The organism is Streptomyces fagopyri, from assembly GCF_009498275.1.
GTDB lineage: Bacteria > Actinomycetota > Actinomycetes > Streptomycetales > Streptomycetaceae > Streptomyces > Streptomyces fagopyri.
The window spans coordinates 6,778,977-6,796,913 of the sequence record NZ_CP045643.1; the positions used below are offsets into that span (position 1 = coordinate 6,778,977).

The following is a 17,937-nucleotide window of genomic DNA, read 5'->3' on the forward strand; positions in this document are numbered from 1 at the left end:
TATCAGCCATTGATACAGGCGACCGGCGCCTTATCTCGGTCTGAGAGAATTGCCTACGTGATCTCCCGAATCGATCTGCGCGGCGACGCCCTCCCCGAAGGCACCGCACTGCGCGACCTGCTGCCCCGAGCCGACTTCGACGTATCGGCCGCCCTGGAGAAGGTGCGTCCGATCTGCGAGGCCGTGCATCATCGGGGGGACGCGGCGCTGATCGACTACGCGGAGAAGTTCGACGGCGTTCGGCTGGAAGCCGTGCGGGTCCCGGCCCAGGCCCTCGCGGACGCCCTGGAGCGGCTCGACCCGGCCGTCCGCGCGGCCCTGGAGGAGTCCATCCGCCGGGCCCGCCTGGTCCACCGCGCGCAGCGCCGCGGCTCGCACACCACCCAGGTCGTGCGGGGCGGCTCGGTCACCGAGAAGTGGGTGCCCGTCGAGCGGGTGGGCCTCTACGCGCCCGGCGGCCGTTCCGTCTACCCCTCGTCCGTGATCATGAACGCGGTCCCGGCACAGGAGGCCGGCGTGCCCTCCATGGCCCTCGCCTCCCCGCCGCAGCGCGACTTCGACGGCCTCCCGCACCCGACGATCCTCGCCGCCTGCGCCCTCCTCGGCATCGACGAGGTGTACGCGGCCGGTGGCGCCCAGGCCGTCGCGATGTTCGCGCACGGCACCGAGTCCTGCGCCCCGACCGCCATGGTCACCGGCCCCGGCAACATCTGGGTCGCCGCCGCCAAGCGGTACTTCACCGGCCGGATCGGCATCGACACCGAGGCGGGCCCCACCGAGATCGCCGTCCTCGCCGACGACACCGCCGACCCGGTGCACGTCGCCGCCGACCTGATCAGCCAGGCCGAGCACGACCCGCTGGCCGCGGCCGTCCTGGTCACCGACTCACCGGCCCTCGCGGACGCCGTGGAGAAGGAACTCGAAACCCAGGTCGCGGCCACCAGGCACATCGAGGACCGGATCGTCCCGGCCCTGCGCGGCAGGCAGTCCGCGATCGTCCTGGTCGACGGCATCGACGAGGGGCTGCGGGTCGTCGACGCGTACGGCGCCGAGCACCTGGAGATCCAGACGGCCGACGCGGCGGCGGTCGCCGACCGGGTCCGGAACGCCGGAGCGATCTTCGTCGGCCCCTGGGCCCCCGTCTCGCTGGGCGACTACGCGGCGGGCTCCAACCACGTCCTGCCCACCGGTGGCTGCGCCTGCCACTCCTCGGGCCTGTCCGTGCAGTCGTTCCTGCGCGGCATCCACATCGTCGACTACACGCGGGACGCGCTCGCCGACGTCGCGCATCACGTGGTGACGCTCGCCGAGGCGGAGGACCTGCCCGCGCACGGCGCGGCGATCAAGGCCCGTTTTCCCGGAGACGAACAGGTCTCGCGTGGCTGGAAGGTACCCGAAGGCAAGTGACCGGCAAAGTGACTGGCATCGACGACCTCCCCGTACGGGACGAGCTGCGCGGCAAGTCCCCCTACGGCGCGCCCCAACTCGACGTCGCGGTACGGCTGAACACCAACGAGAACCCCTACCCGCTGCCCGAACCCCTCGTCGAGCGGATCGCCGAGCGGGTGCGTGAGGCCGCCCGCGACCTCAACCGCTACCCCGACCGGGACGCGGTCCAACTGCGCACCGAACTCGCCGGATACCTGACGAGGACCGGCGGACACCGGGTCGGCGTCGAGAACGTCTGGGCGGCCAACGGCTCGAACGAGGTCATCCAGCAACTGCTGCAGACCTTCGGCGGCCCCGGCCGGACGGCGATGGGCTTCGAGCCCTCGTACTCGATGCACGCGCTGATCGCACGAGGCACCGGCACGGGCTGGATCCCGGGCCCGCGCGACGAGGACTTCACCATCGACCCGGCCGCCGCCGAACGGGCCGTCGCCGAGCACCGCCCCGACGTCGTCTTCCTCACCACCCCCAACAACCCCACCGGCAACGCGATGCCGCGCGAGACGGTCGTCGCGCTGTACGAGGCCGCACAGGCGGCCAAGCCGTCGATGGTGATCGTGGACGAGGCCTACGTCGAGTTCAGCCACGGTGACTCGCTGCTGCCGCTGCTCGAAGGACGGCCGAATCTCGTCGTCTCCCGGACGATGTCGAAGGCGTTCGGCGCGGCCGGACTGCGCCTCGGCTACCTCGCCGCGCACCCGGCGGTCGTCGACGCCGTACAGCTCGTACGGCTGCCGTACCACCTGTCGGCCGTCACCCAGGCCACCGCCCTGGCCGCCCTGGAACACACCGACACGCTGCTGGCCTACGTGGAGCGCCTGAAGGCCGAGCGGGACCGGCTGGTCACCGAGCTGCGCGCGATCGGGTACGAGGTGACCGAGTCGGACGCCAACTTCGTGCAGTTCGGGCGGTTCGCGGACTCCCACGAGGCCTGGCAGAAGATCCTCGACCGGGGCGTCCTGGTCAGAGACAACGGCGTACCGGGCCGGCTGCGGGTCTCCGCGGGCACCCCGGCCGAAAACGACGCGTTCCTGGACGCGGTCCGTGAGTTGAAGAAGGAGCAGAGCGCATGAGCCGCGTCGGAAGAGTGGAGCGGACGACCAAGGAGACGTCGGTCCTCGTCGAGATCGATCTCGACGGGTCCGGCCAGGTCGAGGTGTCGACGGGGGTCGGCTTCTACGACCACATGCTCGACCAGCTCGGACGGCACGGTCTGTTCGACCTGACCGTGAAGACCGAGGGCGACCTGCACATCGACTCGCACCACACCATCGAGGACACCGCCCTCGCGCTGGGCGCCGCCTTCAAGCAGGCGCTCGGCGACAAGGTGGGCATCTACCGCTTCGGCAACTGCACGGTCCCGCTGGACGAGTCGCTCGCCCAGGTGACCGTCGACCTGTCCGGCCGCCCCTACCTCGTGCACACCGAGCCCGAGAACATGGCGCCGATGATCGGCGAGTACGACACGACGATGACCCGGCACATCCTGGAGTCCTTCGTCGCCCAGGCCCAGATCGCGCTGCACGTGCACGTGCCCTACGGGCGCAACGCGCACCACATCGTGGAGTGCCAGTTCAAGGCCCTGGCCCGGGCGCTGCGCTACGCCTCCGAGCGCGACCCGCGCGCCGCCGGCATCCTCCCCTCCACGAAGGGCGCGCTGTGAGCGGCGCGCCCGCGGCCACCGCGCCGCAGACGACGACGCTGCCCGCCGCGCCCCGCCACGCGGGCGCAGAAGCGAACGGAAAGACACTGTGACCGGCCTGTCGAGCATCCTGATCGTCGTCGGACTCTTCCTCCTCGGCGGCATCTACTCCTTCGTCAAACAGGAGATGCCCAGGAGCCTCATCGTGCTGCTCTCCATCGGCGCGGCGATGTGCCTGGTCGCGGGGGTCATGAGGCTGGAGGTGTGGAATTGAGCGGCCCCAGGAAGGTCGTCGTCTTCGACTACGGCTTCGGGAACGTACGCTCCGCCGAGCGCGCCCTCGCCCGCGCCGGGGCCGAGGTCGAGATCACCCGTGACTACGACACGGCCATGAACGCCGACGGGCTGCTGGTACCGGGCGTCGGCGCCTTCGCCGCCTGCATGAAGGGCCTCAGGGACGCCCGCGGCGACTGGATCATCGGTCGCCGTCTGGCGGGCGGGCGCCCCGTGATGGGCATCTGCGTCGGCATGCAGATCCTCTTCGCGCGGGGCATCGAGCACGGTGTGGAGACAGAGGGCCTGGACGAGTGGCCGGGCGCGGTCGAGCCGCTGCGGGCCGACATCGTGCCCCACATGGGCTGGAACACGGTCGAGGCACCCGCGGGCTCGCGGCTCTTCGCGGGGCTCGACGCGGGCGCGCGCTACTACTTCGTCCACTCGTACGCCGTCCACGACTGGTCCCTGGACGTCACGAACCCGGCGATGCGGGCGCCCCTGGTCACCTGGGCGACGCACGGCAAGCCCTTCGTGGCGGCCGTCGAGAACGGCGCCCTGTGGGCCACCCAGTTCCACCCCGAGAAGTCCGGCGACGCCGGAGCCCAGCTCCTCACCAACTGGATCGGAACACTGTGAGCAAGCTCGAACTCCTCCCCGCCGTCGACGTCCGCGACGGCCAGGCCGTCCGCCTCGTGCACGGCGAGTCGGGGACGGAAACTTCTTACGGCTCCCCCCTGGAGGCCGCTCTCGCCTGGCAGCGTTCGGGCGCCGAGTGGCTGCACCTCGTCGACCTGGACGCCGCCTTCGGGACCGGTGACAACCGCGACCTGATCGCCGAGGTCGCCGGCGCCATGGACATCAAGGTCGAACTGTCCGGCGGCATCCGCGACGACGACACGCTCGCCGCCGCCCTCGCCACCGGCTGCACCCGCGTCAACCTCGGCACCGCCGCCCTGGAGACCCCCGAATGGGTCGCCAAGGTCATCGGCGAGCACGGCGACAGGATCGCGGTCGGCCTCGACGTACGCGGCACGACACTGCGCGGACGCGGCTGGACCCGCGACGGCGGCGACCTCTACGAGACGCTGGGGCGCCTCGACTCCGAGGGCTGCGCGCGCTACGTGGTCACGGACATCGCCAAGGACGGCACGCTGCAGGGCCCGAACCTGGACCTGCTCAAGAACGTCTGCGCCGCGACGGACCGCCCCGTGGTCGCCTCCGGCGGGGTCTCCTCCCTCGACGACCTGCGCGCCATCGCCGCGCTCGTACCCCTCGGCGTCGAGGGCTCGATCGTCGGAAAGGCCCTGTACGCGAAGGCGTTCACGCTGGAAGAGGCACTGGAGGCGGTGGCCCGGTGAGCGGCGTCCGACGCGTCACGAGCGACGCGCCCTGGGAGGACACCTTCGGGTACTCCAGGGCCGTGGAACTTCCCAACGGCCTGGTGCTGGTCTCCGGCTGCACCTCCGTGATCGACGGCGCGATCGTCGACGGCGGCCCGTACGAGCAGGCGGTCAACTCCTTCGGTGTCGCGCTCGCCGCGCTGGCGGAGCTCGGCCTCGGCCGCGACGACGTCGTGCGGACCCGGATGCACCTGACCCACGCCCGCGACGTGGAGGAGGTCGGACGCGCCCACAAGGAGATCTTCGGCCCCGTCCGGCCCGCCGCGTCCATGCTCATCGTCTCCGGCCTCGTGGACCCGCGGCTGGTCGTCGAGGTCGAGGTGGAGGCGTACCGGGAGGCGACCCCCTCATGACCCTGGCCGTACGAGTCATCCCCTGCCTGGACGTGGACAACGGCCGGGTCGTCAAGGGCGTCAACTTCCAGAACCTGCGCGACGCGGGCGACCCGGTCGAGATGGCCAAGGTGTACGACGCCGAGGGCGCCGACGAACTGACGTTCCTGGACATCACCGCGTCCTCCGGCAACCGCGAGACCACGTACGACGTGGTGCGGCGCACCGCCGAGCAGGTCTTCATCCCGCTGACCGTGGGCGGCGGGGTGCGCACCGCCGAGGACGTGGACAAGCTGCTGCGGGCGGGCGCGGACAAGGTCGGGGTCAACACGGCCGCGATCGCCCGGCCCGACCTCATCCGTGAGATCGCCGAACGGTTCGGCCGTCAGGTCCTCGTCCTGTCGGTGGACGCCCGGCGCACGCAGAGCGGCTCCTTCGAGGTCACCACCCACGGTGGCCGCGAGGGCACCGGCATCGACGCCGTCGAGTGGGCCCACCGGGCCGCCGAGCTGGGCGCGGGCGAGATCCTGCTCAACTCGATGGACGCGGACGGCACGAAGGACGGCTACGACATGGAGATGATCGAGGCCGTCCGCAAGCACGTCACCGTGCCGCTGATCGCCAGCGGCGGGGCGGGCCGGCTCGCCGACTTCCCGCCCGCCGTCGCCGCGGGTGCCGACGCGGTGCTCGCCGCGTCGGTCTTCCACTTCGGTGACCTGCGGATCGGCGAGGTGAAGGAGACACTGCGCGAGGCGGGGCATCCCGTCCGCTGACCCGACGCCGCGATCGGCCGCCGCCGGACCGCGGCGACGAGGTCCGGGCCGCCGGACCTCGACCGGTCCGGCTTCCGGTACCCCGTCCGGCGGGCCCTCGCCGCGCGGAGCGGTGGCGACGGCCCTGGCGTCACGGTCGGCTGCCGCGGGGCCGCGGTGTTCGAGCCGCGGTCTCGGTCGACCTTGCGACGGGGTGATGGCGGCGACCGTGCGGTGGCGGCGTCTTGGTCGGTTGCCGCTGGGCCGCGGGGTCGCGGTGTTCGAGCCCCGGGTCTCGGCCGGCCTGGGTCCCGGTCGACCCCGCGACCGGTGCTTCACCGCGCCGCGGGGGCGATGACGGCGGTCCTGACGCCTGGATCAGCCGCCGGGCCGCGGTGACCGGAGCCCTGGGCTTCGTCGTTCGTGCCGGGTCCCGGTTCGCCGTGCGACCGGTGGTGCTTCGAAGCGCCGTGGGTGCGGTGGCTCCGACGCCAGGGCAGCCGGCACAGCGCTCGGGCCGCCGTGGCGCCGGGCGGCGGCTGTCGTCCCGACCGCGGTCGGGACGCGGTCCGGCCCCGGTGCTCGGGCGCCCGGCCCGGGTCGGGCCGGGGCACCCGGTGACCGGAGCGCCGTCACGCCGAGGGGTGACGGTGATCGCGGGGGACCGCCCGGGGCGTCACACCCCGGCGCCCGCCCCCGCGGTCAGATTCCGAGCCGCTTCGTCTCGTGCAGCTTCGCGATCGCGTCCTTGTCGCCGTCCAGCTCCACATCGGCCGCCTTCTGCCGCCCGAGCGCGAACATCAGCAGCTCGGAGGGCTCACCGGTCACGGTCACGACCGGCGCGCCCTTGTGCGCGACCGCCGTCTGACCGTCCGGGCGGCGCAGGACCAGCCCGGTCGGGGCGCCCCGGCCGGCCAGCCGCGCCGTCCGCTCCAGCCGGGACCACAGGGCGTCCTGGAAGACCGGGTCCAGCTCACGCGGCGCCCAGCCGGGCAGCGCCCGCCGAACGTCCTCGGCGTGGACGTAGAACTCCACCGTGTTCGACGCCTCGTCGATCTGCTTCAGCGAGAAGGGCGAGAGACGCGGCGGTCCCGTACGGATCAGCTGGATCAGCTCCTCGTACGGCTTCTCCGCGAACTCCGCCTGCACCCGCTCCAGGCGCGGCGCGAGCTGCTTGATCAGCAGTCCGCCCGCCGCGTCGGCACGGCGCTCGCGCACCACCACGTGCGCGGCGAGATCACGGGTGTTCCAGCCCTCGCACAGGGTGGGGGCATCCGGACCCGCGGTTTCCAACAGGTCGGCGAGCAGAAGTCGTTCACGCTTGGCATGGGTCGACATGGCAGCAAGCCTACGACCGCCCCGGCGCGGCGCCCAGTGGGAGCGGGCAACCCGGGGACACGAGTGCGGACACGAGTGCGGACACGAGGTCCGGCCTGTGGACAACCGCCGGACGCGTCCCACCGGCGCGGCACAATGGTCCCCATGACCAGCACGCCCCCGCCCAGCGGGCCCAGCAGCCTCGACCCCGAGATCGCCGCGCGCCTCAAGCGCAGCGCCGACGGACTCGTCCCCGCCATCGCCCAGCAGTACGACACCGGTGAGGTGCTGATGCTCGGCTGGATGGACGACGAGGCACTGCACCGCACGCTCACCACGGGCCGCTGCACGTACTGGTCGCGCAGCCGCGGGGAGTACTGGGTGAAGGGCGACACCTCCGGCCACTTCCAGTGGGTGAAGTCCGTGGCGCTCGACTGCGACGCCGACACCGTCCTCGTCCGGGTCGACCAGGTCGGCGCCGCCTGCCACACCGGGGAGCGCACCTGCTTCGACGCCGACGTACTCCTCAAGGACGCCGTCACCGACGCGTCACCAGGTCAGTAAGGTCATCCGCCATGGACCTCGAGACCTTCCGCAAGCTGGCCGGTGACCGCCGTGTCATCCCCGTCAGCCGCAAGCTCCTCGCGGACGGCGACACGCCGGTCGCGCTCTACCGCAAGCTGGCCGCCGAGCGTCCCGGCACCTTCCTCCTGGAGTCCGCGGAGAACGGCCGCGCCTCCTTCGCCTGGTCCCGCTACTCCTTCGTGGGCGTCCGCAGCCACGCCACCCTCACGGAGCGCGACGGGCAGGCCCACTGGCTCGGCACCCCGCCCGTCGGTGTCCCCGTCGAGGGCGATCCCCTCGCCGCCCTGCGCGCGACCATCGAGGCGCTGCACACCCCCCGCGGCGAGGGCCTGCCCCCGTTCACCGGGGGCATGGTCGGCTACCTGGGCTACGACATCGTCCGCCGCCTGGAGAAGATCGGCCCCGGCGAGCGCGACGACCTGAAACTCCCCGAGCTGACCATGCTGCTCACCAGCGACCTCGCGGTGATGGATCACTGGGACGGCTCGGTCCAGCTGATCGCCAACGCGATCAACCACAACGACCTCGACACGGGCGTCGACGAGGCCTACGCCGACGCGATCGCGCGCCTCGACGCCATGGAGGCCGACCTCTCGCGCGCGGTCTCGCAGCCCCCCGCCGCGCTGCCGCCCTCCGAGCTGCCCGAGTACACCGCGTTGTGGGGCGGCCCCGACTTCCAGCGCGCCGTCGACGACGTCAAGGAGCGCATCCGGGCGGGCGAGGCCTTCCAGGTCGTACCGTCCCAGCGCTTCGAGACCCCGTGCACGGCGAGCGCCCTGGACGTGTACCGGGTGCTGCGGGCGACCAACCCGTCCCCGTACATGTACCTCTTCCGTTTCGACGGGTTCGATGTCGTCGGGTCGTCCCCGGAGGCCCTCGTCAAGGTCGAGGACGGGCAGGCGATGGTGCACCCCATCGCGGGCACCCGGCCGCGCGGCGCCACCGTCCAGGAGGACCAGGCCCTCGCCGACGAGCTGATCGCCGACCCCAAGGAGCGCGCCGAGCACCTGATGCTCGTCGACCTCGGACGCAACGACCTCGGACGGGTCTGCGAGCCCGGTTCGGTCGAGGTCGTCGACTTCATGTCCATCGAGCGGTACTCGCACGTGATGCACATCGTCTCCACCGTCACCGGACAGGTCGCGGCGGGCCGCACGGCCTTCGACGTCCTCACCGCCTGCTTCCCCGCGGGCACCCTCTCCGGGGCCCCCAAGCCGCGCGCGATGCAGATCATCGACGAGCTGGAGCCCTCCCGGCGCGGCGTCTACGGCGGCTGCGTCGGCTACCTCGACTTCGCCGGCGACTCCGACACGGCCATCGCCATCCGTACCGCCCTGCTGCGCGACGGCACCGCGTACGTGCAGGCGGGCGCCGGGATCGTCGCGGACTCGGACCCCGTCGCGGAGGACGACGAGTGCCGCAACAAGGCGGCCGCCGTCCTGCGCGCCGTGCACACGGCCAACCGGCTCGGGCAGTAGGACAAGGCTCACGTGAACCCCGGGTGACGGTTCGCCCGGGGTTCAGGCGATAGTGGGGTACGTGACTGCCGTACCTCACCCCCGATCCGAAGCCGCCGGCCCCGCCCGGGCCGGCCGCCGCAGCCTTGGCATCGCCCTGCTCTGCGGGGCCCTCGGCGCGGCAGTGGCCCTGCTCGCCACCCGGCGGAACTGGGCGCAGGGCACGGTGACAGTCGCCGGCGGCCCCTTCCCGCTGACCGTCAGGGGCAGTGACGTCACGGGCGTGCCCGCGGCGCTCGCCGTGGTCGGCCTCGCCGCGCTCGTCGCCGTCTTCGCCGTCCGCCGCTCCGGACGCCTGCTGGTCTCCGCGCTGCTCGCGCTCTCCGGCGCGGGCACCGTCGTCGCGGCGGTGCTCGGCGCGGGCGACGACTCCGCGCTCGACGAGAAGGCCGCCTCCGCGTCCGGCGACACCGCCGCCACCGCGGACGCCCTCAGCCACACCGGCTGGCCGTACGTCGCCGCGGCGGGCGGCGTCCTCATCCTGCTCGCCGGGCTGCTCGCCCTGCGCTACGGGCGGCTGTGGCCCGCGATGTCGGGACGCTACGAGCGCGACGGGACGCCCCGGCCGCGCAAGGCCGGACCCGTCGACCCCGACCGGCCCGAGGACCTCTGGAAGGCCCTCGACCGCGGCGAGGACCCCACGGGGCCGGATCCGGCCGGGACCTAGGCCCCGGGCCCGGAGACCCTCTCCCCGGGTCTTCCGCGGGCCCCTGGACCCGGACCTCCGTCCCGACGTGACGCATCAGACGTGCGAGGAGCGACCCCCGCGCTCACGATGGAGGCCCGGGTACGGGACAATGGACGGTGAGCGTCCGACTCACACACGCACACAGCAACGAGGAGCAAGTCATGGCGGGCAGCAGCCACGGTCACACCCCGGCCGCCTGGACCGGTGTCATCATCGCCTTCATCGGTTTCTGCGTCTCCGGTGCCTTCATGGTGATGGCCGACCCGCTGGGCTTCTGGGCCGGCATGGTCATCGTTCTGCTCGGCGGTGTCGTCGGCATGGCGATGCGGGCGGCGGGTCTGGGTCAGCCGAAGACCAGGACCGCGTCCGTTTCCACGCCGTCCGTCCGTGAGGCCGTCGGCGCCGAGAGCTGACCCCGAGAAGCTTCTCCAGAGGCGGTCCCGGCAGCCGGGACCGCCTCTCGCGCGTCCGTGACGCGCGCCCCGCGCGCGCGCGGGGCAGAATGCGTTGCGTGAACGCCGAAACCCGGAGGGCACCGCGCACGCGCGTCCCGCTCGCGCTGCGGCGGCTGGGCGTCCCGGCCGGCGTGCTCGGGGCGGTGGTGGCCGCCTTCGCCTACGTGGGCACCGTGGACCCCGACCAGCCGGGGCACTACCCCGTCTGCCCGCTGCTGCGGTTCACGGGCGTGTACTGCCCGGGCTGCGGCGGTCTGCGCAGCGCGCACGCCTTCGTGCACGGAGACCTCGCGACGGCGCTCACGGACAACGCGCTCGCCGTCGTGGGCTATGTGGCCTTCGCGGCGGTGTGGACCGTCTGGGTGATCCGTTCGGCGCGTGGCAGACCGCCGCGGACCGAGCTGGGGCCGGTGCACCTGTGGAGCGTGGGCGCCCTGGTGCTGGTTTTCACGGTTGTCCGGAACCTGCCCTTCGGTGGCTGGCTGCACCCTTGATCAAATGACAAATGTCCAGGTAGTGGGACCGGCGTCAACCGGATGTGAGGCCAGGCCCTTCCTCCGGATACCATCGGAGTGACCCGTAGGTACCGCTGTGACCGAGGTGCCGGGGTCGACAGGCTCAACCGCTTCAACCGTTCACCGTCAGGGAAGGGGGCCGCTCGCGTGAGTGTGCTCGACGAGATCATCGACGGAGTCCGTGCCGACCTCGCGGAACGGCAGGCGCGCGTCAGCCTCGACGAGCTCAAGGAGCGCGCGGCGAAGGCTCCTGCGGCCAAGGACGGCCTGGCGGCCCTGCGGGGTGACGGCGTCAAGGTCATCTGCGAAGTCAAGCGCTCCAGCCCGTCCAAGGGCGCGCTCGCCGCGATCGCCGACCCGGCCGGACTGGCCGCGGACTACGAGGCGGGCGGCGCGTCCGTCATCTCGGTCCTGACCGAGCAGCGCCGCTTCGGCGGCTCGCTGGCCGACCTGGAGGCCGTCCGCGCCAAGGTCGACATCCCCGTCCTGCGCAAGGACTTCATCGTCACGTCGTACCAGCTCTGGGAGGCCCGCGCGTACGGCGCCGACCTCGCCCTGCTGATCGTGGCCGCCCTCGAACAGTCGGCCCTGGAGTCCCTCATCGAGCGCGCCGAGTCCATCGGGCTCACGCCGATCGTCGAGGTGCACGACGAGGACGAGGCCGAGCGGGCCGTGGAGGCCGGCGCGAAGGTCATCGGCGTCAACGCGCGCAATCTGAAGACCCTCAAGGTGGACCGTTCCACCTTCGAGCGGGTCGCTCCCGAGATCCCGGCCGGCGTGATCAAGGTCGCCGAGTCCGGGGTCCGCGGGCCGCACGACCTCATCGCGTACGCCAACGCCGGCGCCGACGCGGTCCTGGTGGGCGAGTCCCTCGTCACCGGGCGTGACCCGAGGACGGCGGTCTCCGATCTCGTCGCGGCCGGGGCGCACCCCGCGCTGCGGCACGGACGGGGCTGACGGACCGGTGGCCACCCCGACCCGCGCCCTCGCCGTCCCCCGTCCGGGCCCGCGCCCGGACGGTGGTCCGGTGCGCGTGCGGTCGGTCGCTCCCGGTTCGTCCCACGACGTGAACGCGGGGGGGATCCGCGCGCGGTCCACCGTGCCGCTGCCGGCCGCCTCGGCGGCCCGGGACCCGTACGCCCGACTCGCCCGTGGCTGCCGCCCGCGCGGCTGCCGGGCGCCGGCCCGCCGCGTCCACGGACGCCGGGTCCGCTATGTCATCGGCGACGAACCCGGCCAGGTCAACGGCATGCGATGGCGTCCCGGCGCACGCGCACTCGCGTCGTCTCCGGCCGGTCCCGTCCCACGGACGGGCTGAGCGGGCTTTCGGACCACGGGTCCGCCCGGCGGCGGTCACCCCGCCCCAGGACGGTGATCCGCTTCGGCCGGCCCGCCGGTCCGCGTCGGCGACCGCCCCGGCACCGTGAGGACAGTCCAGGGGCGGTCCCGGCACCGTGAGGACCGCCCGGAGACCCCGTCCCGGCACCGTGGTACCGCCCGGAGAACGGCCTGGCACCGGCGAGGCCCCCGAGGTGCCACCCCGGGACTGCCCACCGGATTCCGGGGAGACCTCCCGCGGTCGCCGCGGGAGGTCCGCGGGTCCGTCCCGACGGTTCGCCGGTCGGGCCGGTCCCGGCCCGGCGGGCCTGCGGGGACACGGTGTGTGTGCGTGCGTGCATGGCCGATGGTGATCCCATGTCCGACCTTCAACCGGGGCTTTCGCCCCTGCGAGGTAACCGCATGCCCAGCGAGTTCTTCATTCCCGACCCCGAGGGTCAGGTTCCCAGCGCCGAGGGATACTTCGGCGCGTTCGGCGGCAAGTTCATCCCGGAGGCGCTGGTCGCCGCCGTGGACGAGGTCGCCGTCGAGTACGACAAGGCGAAGGCGGATCCCGAGTTCGCGCGTGAACTCGACGATCTCCTCGTCCACTACACCGGTCGCCCGAGCGCGCTGACCGAGGTGTCGCGCTTCGCGGAGCACGCCGGTGGCGCCCGGGTGTTCCTCAAGCGCGAGGACCTCAACCACACCGGCTCCCACAAGATCAACAACGTTCTCGGCCAGGCCCTCCTCACCAGAAGGATGGGCAAGACGCGTGTCATCGCCGAGACCGGGGCGGGGCAGCACGGGGTGGCGACGGCCACCGCCTGCGCGCTGTTCGGCCTCGAGTGCACGATCTACATGGGTGAGATCGACACCCGGCGGCAGGCGCTCAACGTCGCCCGGATGCGGATGCTCGGCGCCGAGGTCATCGCCGTGAAGTCGGGCAGCCGCACCCTCAAGGACGCCATCAACGAGGCGTTCCGGGACTGGGTCGCCAACGTCGACCACACCCACTACCTGTTCGGGACCGTCGCGGGTCCGCACCCCTTCCCTGCCATGGTCCGCGACTTCCACCGGGTGATCGGGGTGGAGGCCCGGCGGCAGATCCTGGAGCGCGCCGGCCGTCTTCCGGACGCCGCCGTCGCGTGCGTCGGCGGCGGTTCCAACGCCATCGGGCTCTTCCACGCCTTCATCCCGGACGCCGGGGTGCGTCTCATCGGCTGCGAGCCGGCGGGCCACGGCATCGAGACCGGTGAGCACGCCGCGACGCTGACCGCCGGCGAGCCCGGCATCCTGCACGGTTCGCGGTCCTACGTCCTCCAGGACGAGGAGGGGCAGATCACCGAGCCGTACTCCATCTCGGCCGGTCTGGACTACCCGGGCATCGGCCCCGAGCACGCCTACCTCAAGGACAGCGGCCGCGGCGAGTACCGCGCGGTCACCGACGACGCGGCCATGCGGGCACTGCGGCTGCTCTCCCGCACCGAGGGCATCATCCCGGCGATCGAGAGCGCCCACGCGCTCGCCGGGGCCCTGGAGGTCGGCAGGGAACTGGGCAAGGACGGACTGATCGTCATCAACCTGTCCGGCCGCGGCGACAAGGACATGGACACGGCCGCCCGCTACTTCGGTCTCTACGACGAGGGCGCCGACGCGGCCGTCCCCGCGGACGCGGACAGCGAGAACGCCGAGATCGAGGGGGACGCGAAGTGAGCGGCAACATCCAGCTGTTGAGCGACACCCTCGCCGGTGCCAGGGCGGAGGGGCGGTCCGCGCTCATCGCGTACCTGCCGGCGGGCTTCCCGACCGTCGACGGCGGCATCGCGGCGATCAAGGCCGTCTTCGAGGGCGGCGCCGACGTCGTCGAGGTCGGCCTGCCGCACAGTGACCCGGTCCTCGACGGTCCCGTCATCCAGACCGCCGACGACATCGCCCTGCGCGGTGGCGTCAAGATCGCCGACGTCATGCGGACGGTCCGGGAGACCTTCGGGGCCACCGGCAAGCCCGTGCTCGTGATGACGTACTGGAACCCGATCGACCGCTACGGCGTCGAGCGCTTCACCGCCGAACTGGCGGAGGCGGGCGGCGCGGGCTGCATCCTGCCCGACCTGCCGGTGCAGGAGTCGGCGCTGTGGCGGGAGCACGCCGAGAAGCACGGGCTCGCGACCGTCTTCGTCGTCGCGCCCAGCAGCAAGGACGCCCGGCTCGCCGAGATCACCGCGGCGGGTTCCGGTTTCGTCTACGCGGCCTCGCTGATGGGTGTCACCGGCACCCGCGAGTCGGTGGGGGCCCAGGCCCAGGACCTGGTGCGGCGCACCAAGGCCACCACCGGTCTGCCGGTCTGTGTCGGACTCGGCGTCTCCAACGCGGCCCAGGCCTCCGAGGTGGCGGGCTTCGCCGACGGAGTGATCGTCGGCTCGGCCTTCGTGAAGCGGATGCTGGACGCGCCGGACGAGGCGGCGGGCCTGGAGGCCGTACGGGCGCTCGCGGGCGATCTGGCGAAGGGTGTGCGCGCAACGCCGTGACGGGCGGCGGTCCGGGCACGTGACCCGGGACAGCGGTCCGGGCACGTGACAGACGGCCGTTCAGACACGTAAGGGACAATCCGCTCACCCGAACGGGTGGACCTGGGACCGGGGAGGCGCGCTGCGCCTCCCCGGTTCGTTCTGCCGGATGTGAGCGAGAAGAACCGTGAGGGAAAGAGCACCGCCCGTGAGCGGCTGGCGGTCGAGCGACAGAAGCAGAAGGGCGCGGAGAAGCGCCGCCGGGCGCTGATCGTGGGCGCGTCGGTGGTGTGCGTCCTCGCCCTCGCCGCGGTGGTGGGCGTGCTGGCCGCCGGCGCCGGCAAGGACAAGAAGAGCACCGCGGCGGGACCGGCCGTGTCGCCCTCGGGAGCGACCGGCAAGGACGGCCTCGCGATCCCCGTGGGCAAGGACGGCGCGAAGTCGACGCTCACGGTCTGGGAGGACTTCCGCTGCCCGGCCTGCGAGTCCTTCGAGACGGTGTACCGCCCGACGATCCGCCAGTTGGTGGACGCCGGTCAGCTGAAGGTCGAATACCACCTGGTGACGCTGATCGACGGGAACATGGGGGGCAGTGGCTCCCGGCACGCGGCCAACGCGGCGGCCTGCGCCCAGGACGCGGGCAAGTTCGCCGCGTACCACGACGTGCTGTACGCGAACCAGCCCAAGGAGACCGAGGACACGTTCGCGGACAACGGCAAGCTCATCGAGCTGGCGGGCAAGGTCGACGGTCTCGTCACCCCGGGCTTTCGCGCGTGCGTCGACGACGGCAGGCACGACAGCTGGGTGAAGAAGTCGAACGCGGCCTTCCAGAGCAGTGGCTTCAGCGGCACACCGACCGTACTGCTGGGCGGCAAGAACATCTACGCGGACCAGACCATGACCCCCGCGAAGCTCAAGCAACTGGTGCAGGCGGAGAACAAGGGCTGAGCCCCCGATCCGCGGCGCCCGCGACCGGCGACGCCCCCGGCCTGCGACGGGTCCGGGGGCGCTGCCCGTTATGGACCCGTTGCCGGGGCACCCGCCGCGGGTCCCGTCCGGCACGGTAGCGTCGACCCTGCCATGGAAATTGCCTACATTCCCAGCCCGTCGCACGGTGTGCTGCACCTCGGCCCCATTCCGCTGCGCGGCTACGCGTTCTGCATCATCATCGGCGTCTTCGTAGCCGTCTGGCTCGGCAACAAGCGCTGGATCGCCCGGGGAGGGCGGGCCGGCACGGTGGCCGACATCGCGGTGTGGGCCGTGCCGTTCGGTCTCGTCGGCGGCCGTCTCTACCACGTGATCACGGACTACGAGCTGTACTTCAGCGAGGGCCGCGACTGGGTGGACGCCTTCAAGGTGTGGCAGGGCGGCCTCGGCATCTGGGGCGCGATCGCGCTCGGTGCGGTGGGCGCGTGGATCGGCTGCCGCCGCCGCGGCATCCCGCTGCCCGCCTGGGCCGACGCGCTCGCGCCCGGCATCGTCTTCGCACAGGCCATCGGCCGCTGGGGCAACTGGTTCAACCAGGAGCTGTACGGCAAGGCCACGGACGTGCCCTGGGCGCTGCACATCACGTCGGCCACGGACGGGCGGGTGCCGGGGTACTACCACCCGACCTTCCTGTACGAGTCGCTGTGGTGCGTCGGCGTGGGCTTCCTCGTCATCTGGGCGGACCGCCGCTTCACGCTGGGTCACGGACGGGCGTTCGCGCTGTACGTCGCCGCGTACTGCGTCGGCCGCGGCTGGATCGAGTACATGCGGGTCGACGACGCCCACCACGTCCTGGGCCTGCGTCTCAACGACTGGACCGCGATGGTGGTCTTCGTTCTGGCGGTGGTCTACATCGTGGTGTCGGCGCGGCTGCGGCCCGGACGTGAGGAGATCGTCGAGCCGGGTGCGGACGCCTCCGGGGACGACGGTGGCGACGGTGACGCCGATTCCGCGGCGCCGGTCGGCCTCGACAAGAAGTCCGACGCCGAGCCGGGCGGTGAGACCGGCGAGAAGACCGAGAAGAAGGCCGGGAACAAGGCCGGGGACAAGGCCGGGGACAAGGCGGCGGAGAAGTCCGACGGCGAGCCGGGTGGCACAGCCGACGCGAAGACCGGTGTGTCCGGCGCCGGGAAGAAGTCCGACGGGAAGGCTGCCGGCGAGGCGTCCGGCGGCGCGGAAGCGGAGCCGGGTACGGCCGCGACGTCCGGGACCGCGTCCGACGCCGAGCCCGGGGCCGAGCTGTCCGAGGATTCCGCCGGTGCCGCGAGGAGCGGGGCGGAGTCGGCCAAGAAGGGCTGACGTCTCCGTACACCGAGGGGGGCGCCGCGTCGGACGACGCGGCGCCCCCCTCGTTCATGCCGTCAGGGCGTCGCGTCGGGCCAGTGCCAGGGTGCGGCGGGCGCACGCCACGACGGCCGCGTCCACGAAACGGCCGTCGGGCAGGGCCTGGGCGCCCGGCTCGACACTGGCCGCCTCGACGACGGCCTCGGCGCTCTCCACCTCGGCCGGTGTCGGAAGGTAGGCGCGTTCGATCACCGGGAGCTGGCGGGGGTGGATGGCGGCGCGGCCGAGGAAGCCGAGGGTGCGCCCGTGGGCGCAGGACGCCGCGAGTCCCTCCAGGTCCCGGATGTCGGGGTGGATGGACTGCGCGGGGGGTGGGAGTCCGGCGGCGCGGGCGGCGAGCACGATCCGGGCACGGGCCCAGTCGAGGCCCGCGTCCTCCCGTACGCCGAGGTCGGCCCGGAGATCCGCCTCGCCGAGCCCGATGCCGCGTACGGTCGGGTGGGCCGAGGCGATGGCGAAGGCGTGTTCGACACCGAGAGCCGTTTCGAGCAGGGCGTACAGCGGGATCCCGCGGCCCTCGGCGGGTGCGGCGTGCTCCGCGACGTGGACCACGTCCGTGGGCGAGGCCACCTTGGGCAGCCGCAGGCCGGACAGGCCCGGGAGCGGGGTGAGCGTCTTGAGGTCGGCCTCGGCCAGGGGGCCGTCCAGCGTGTTCACCCGGACGTGGACCGGGACCGGGGGAGGGTCCGAGAGCAGCTCGGCGGTGGCGTCGCGGGCGTACTCCTTGCGGTCCGGCGCGACCGCGTCCTCCAGGTCGACCAGGACGATGTCCGCGCCCGAGGCGAGCGCCTTGACCACCACGTCCGGGCGGTCTCCGGGGGCGTACAGCCAGGTGAGCGGGAAGGCCGGGATCG

21 protein-coding genes are annotated in these 17,937 nt (G+C 72.6%); 19 read left to right on the forward strand and 2 right to left on the reverse strand.

All coding sequences use genetic code 11. The annotated features are described in order from the left end of the window. Nucleotides 1–57: 57 nt before the first annotated feature. From hisD to hisF, 8 genes are all read left to right on the forward strand, one after another. Entirely contained in the window at nt 58–1,407 is a 1,350-nt protein-coding gene (hisD, locus tag GFH48_RS29245) for a histidinol dehydrogenase (protein WP_153291099.1), read from the forward strand. 8 nt (nt 1,408–1,415) lie between these two features. Beyond that, nucleotides 1,416–2,522 carry a histidinol-phosphate transaminase gene (locus tag GFH48_RS29250; protein WP_153293168.1) on the forward strand — a complete coding sequence of 369 codons (1,107 nt, stop codon included), beginning with the start codon at nt 1,416–1,418 and terminating at the stop codon, nt 2,520–2,522. After that, on the forward strand, nt 2,519–3,112 hold the full coding sequence (hisB, locus tag GFH48_RS29255; protein ID WP_153291100.1) for an imidazoleglycerol-phosphate dehydratase HisB: 594 nt from the start codon (nt 2,519–2,521) through the stop codon (nt 3,110–3,112). The genes GFH48_RS29250 and hisB overlap by 4 nt, the downstream gene beginning before the upstream one ends. Nucleotides 3,113–3,200: 88 nt before the next feature. After that, the gene (locus GFH48_RS38690; protein ID WP_194280715.1) at nt 3,201–3,365 is read left to right on the forward strand and encodes a hypothetical protein; all 165 of its coding nucleotides are present in this window, start codon (nt 3,201–3,203) and stop codon (nt 3,363–3,365) included. Then, nucleotides 3,356–4,003, forward strand: coding sequence for an imidazole glycerol phosphate synthase subunit HisH (hisH, locus tag GFH48_RS29260; protein WP_194280716.1), 648 nt, complete (start codon nt 3,356–3,358; stop codon nt 4,001–4,003). Before GFH48_RS38690 ends, hisH begins: the two co-directional genes overlap by 10 nt. After that, entirely contained in the window at nt 4,000–4,725 is a 726-nt protein-coding gene (gene priA, locus GFH48_RS29265; protein WP_153291102.1) for a bifunctional 1-(5-phosphoribosyl)-5-((5-phosphoribosylamino)methylideneamino)imidazole-4-carboxamide isomerase/phosphoribosylanthranilate isomerase PriA, read from the forward strand. The genes hisH and priA overlap by 4 nt, the downstream gene beginning before the upstream one ends. Continuing rightward, nucleotides 4,722–5,120: a Rid family hydrolase gene (locus GFH48_RS29270; RefSeq protein ID WP_153291103.1), complete on the forward strand. Its 399-nt coding sequence runs from the start codon at nt 4,722–4,724 to the stop codon at nt 5,118–5,120. The genes priA and GFH48_RS29270 overlap by 4 nt, the downstream gene beginning before the upstream one ends. After that, entirely contained in the window at nt 5,117–5,872 is a 756-nt protein-coding gene (hisF, locus tag GFH48_RS29275; protein WP_153291104.1) for an imidazole glycerol phosphate synthase subunit HisF, read from the forward strand. The genes GFH48_RS29270 and hisF overlap by 4 nt, the downstream gene beginning before the upstream one ends. Before the next feature lie 681 nt (nt 5,873–6,553). On the opposite strand, the gene GFH48_RS29280 is transcribed toward hisF, so the two are convergent. Further along, nucleotides 6,554–7,189, reverse strand: coding sequence for a TIGR03085 family metal-binding protein (locus GFH48_RS29280; protein WP_153291105.1), 636 nt, complete (start codon nt 7,187–7,189; stop codon nt 6,554–6,556). 144 nt (nt 7,190–7,333) lie between these two features. Between GFH48_RS29280 and hisI the strand changes: the two genes are divergently transcribed. From hisI to lgt, 11 genes are all read left to right on the forward strand, one after another. Next, complete coding sequence (gene hisI / locus GFH48_RS29285; RefSeq protein ID WP_153291106.1) at nt 7,334–7,732, forward strand: phosphoribosyl-AMP cyclohydrolase; 399 nt, start codon at nt 7,334–7,336, stop codon at nt 7,730–7,732. 11 nt (nt 7,733–7,743) lie between these two features. Then, on the forward strand, nt 7,744–9,231 hold the full coding sequence (locus tag GFH48_RS29290) for an anthranilate synthase component I (protein WP_153291107.1): 1,488 nt from the start codon (nt 7,744–7,746) through the stop codon (nt 9,229–9,231). Between the two features lie 52 nt (nt 9,232–9,283). Further along, complete coding sequence (locus GFH48_RS29295) at nt 9,284–9,937, forward strand: TIGR02234 family membrane protein (protein WP_153291108.1); 654 nt, start codon at nt 9,284–9,286, stop codon at nt 9,935–9,937. A gap of 182 nt (nt 9,938–10,119) precedes the next feature. Beyond that, nucleotides 10,120–10,371: an HGxxPAAW family protein gene (locus GFH48_RS29300; RefSeq protein ID WP_153291109.1), complete on the forward strand. Its 252-nt coding sequence runs from the start codon at nt 10,120–10,122 to the stop codon at nt 10,369–10,371. 89 nt (nt 10,372–10,460) lie between these two features. Further along, nucleotides 10,461–10,907 carry a DUF2752 domain-containing protein gene (locus tag GFH48_RS29305; protein WP_153291110.1) on the forward strand — a complete coding sequence of 149 codons (447 nt, stop codon included), beginning with the start codon at nt 10,461–10,463 and terminating at the stop codon, nt 10,905–10,907. 168 nt (nt 10,908–11,075) lie between these two features. Next, nucleotides 11,076–11,885: an indole-3-glycerol phosphate synthase TrpC gene (trpC, locus tag GFH48_RS29310; RefSeq protein WP_153291111.1), complete on the forward strand. Its 810-nt coding sequence runs from the start codon at nt 11,076–11,078 to the stop codon at nt 11,883–11,885. Between the two features lie 124 nt (nt 11,886–12,009). Continuing rightward, nucleotides 12,010–12,246 (forward strand): tryptophan biosynthesis modulator TrpM, encoded by a 237-nt coding sequence (gene trpM / locus GFH48_RS39950; RefSeq protein ID WP_322747032.1) that lies wholly within the window; start codon nt 12,010–12,012, stop codon nt 12,244–12,246. 422 nt (nt 12,247–12,668) lie between these two features. Next, on the forward strand, nt 12,669–13,961 hold the full coding sequence (gene trpB / locus GFH48_RS29320; RefSeq protein ID WP_153291112.1) for a tryptophan synthase subunit beta: 1,293 nt from the start codon (nt 12,669–12,671) through the stop codon (nt 13,959–13,961). Further along, entirely contained in the window at nt 13,958–14,773 is an 816-nt protein-coding gene (gene trpA / locus GFH48_RS29325; RefSeq protein WP_153291113.1) for a tryptophan synthase subunit alpha, read from the forward strand. The genes trpB and trpA overlap by 4 nt, the downstream gene beginning before the upstream one ends. A 150-nt stretch (nt 14,774–14,923) precedes the next feature. Next, nucleotides 14,924–15,700, forward strand: a complete 777-nt coding sequence (locus GFH48_RS29330) for a DsbA family protein (protein WP_153291114.1) — start codon at nt 14,924–14,926, stop codon at nt 15,698–15,700. Nucleotides 15,701–15,832: 132 nt separating this feature from the next. Then, nucleotides 15,833–17,038 (forward strand): prolipoprotein diacylglyceryl transferase, encoded by a 1,206-nt coding sequence (lgt, locus tag GFH48_RS29335; RefSeq protein WP_228121014.1) that lies wholly within the window; start codon nt 15,833–15,835, stop codon nt 17,036–17,038. A 54-nt stretch (nt 17,039–17,092) separates the two neighbouring features. Here the strand turns inward: lgt and GFH48_RS29340 are convergent, their stop codons facing one another. Beyond that, nucleotides 17,093–17,935: an HpcH/HpaI aldolase/citrate lyase family protein gene (locus GFH48_RS29340; RefSeq protein ID WP_153293170.1), complete on the reverse strand. Its 843-nt coding sequence runs from the start codon at nt 17,933–17,935 to the stop codon at nt 17,093–17,095. Nucleotides 17,936–17,937 lie beyond the last annotated feature (2 nt).

Excerpts from the sequence above, each read along its gene's own strand:
- GFH48_RS29290 (WP_153291107.1), top strand. The coding sequence starts at position 7,744 with ATGGACCTCGAGACCTTCCGCAAGCTGGCCGGTGACCGCCGTGTCATC.
- GFH48_RS29280 (WP_153291105.1), bottom strand. The coding sequence starts at position 7,189 with ATGTCGACCCATGCCAAGCGTGAACGACTTCTGCTCGCCGACCTGTTG.
- lgt (WP_228121014.1), top strand. The coding sequence starts at position 15,833 with ATGGAAATTGCCTACATTCCCAGCCCGTCGCACGGTGTGCTGCACCTC.
- GFH48_RS29305 (WP_153291110.1), top strand. The coding sequence starts at position 10,461 with ATGCGTTGCGTGAACGCCGAAACCCGGAGGGCACCGCGCACGCGCGTC.
- GFH48_RS29300 (WP_153291109.1), top strand. The coding sequence starts at position 10,120 with ATGGCGGGCAGCAGCCACGGTCACACCCCGGCCGCCTGGACCGGTGTC.
- hisI (WP_153291106.1), top strand. The coding sequence starts at position 7,334 with ATGACCAGCACGCCCCCGCCCAGCGGGCCCAGCAGCCTCGACCCCGAG.
- hisB (WP_153291100.1), top strand. The coding sequence starts at position 2,519 with ATGAGCCGCGTCGGAAGAGTGGAGCGGACGACCAAGGAGACGTCGGTC.
- trpB (WP_153291112.1), top strand. The coding sequence starts at position 12,669 with ATGCCCAGCGAGTTCTTCATTCCCGACCCCGAGGGTCAGGTTCCCAGC.
- hisF (WP_153291104.1), top strand. The coding sequence starts at position 5,117 with ATGACCCTGGCCGTACGAGTCATCCCCTGCCTGGACGTGGACAACGGC.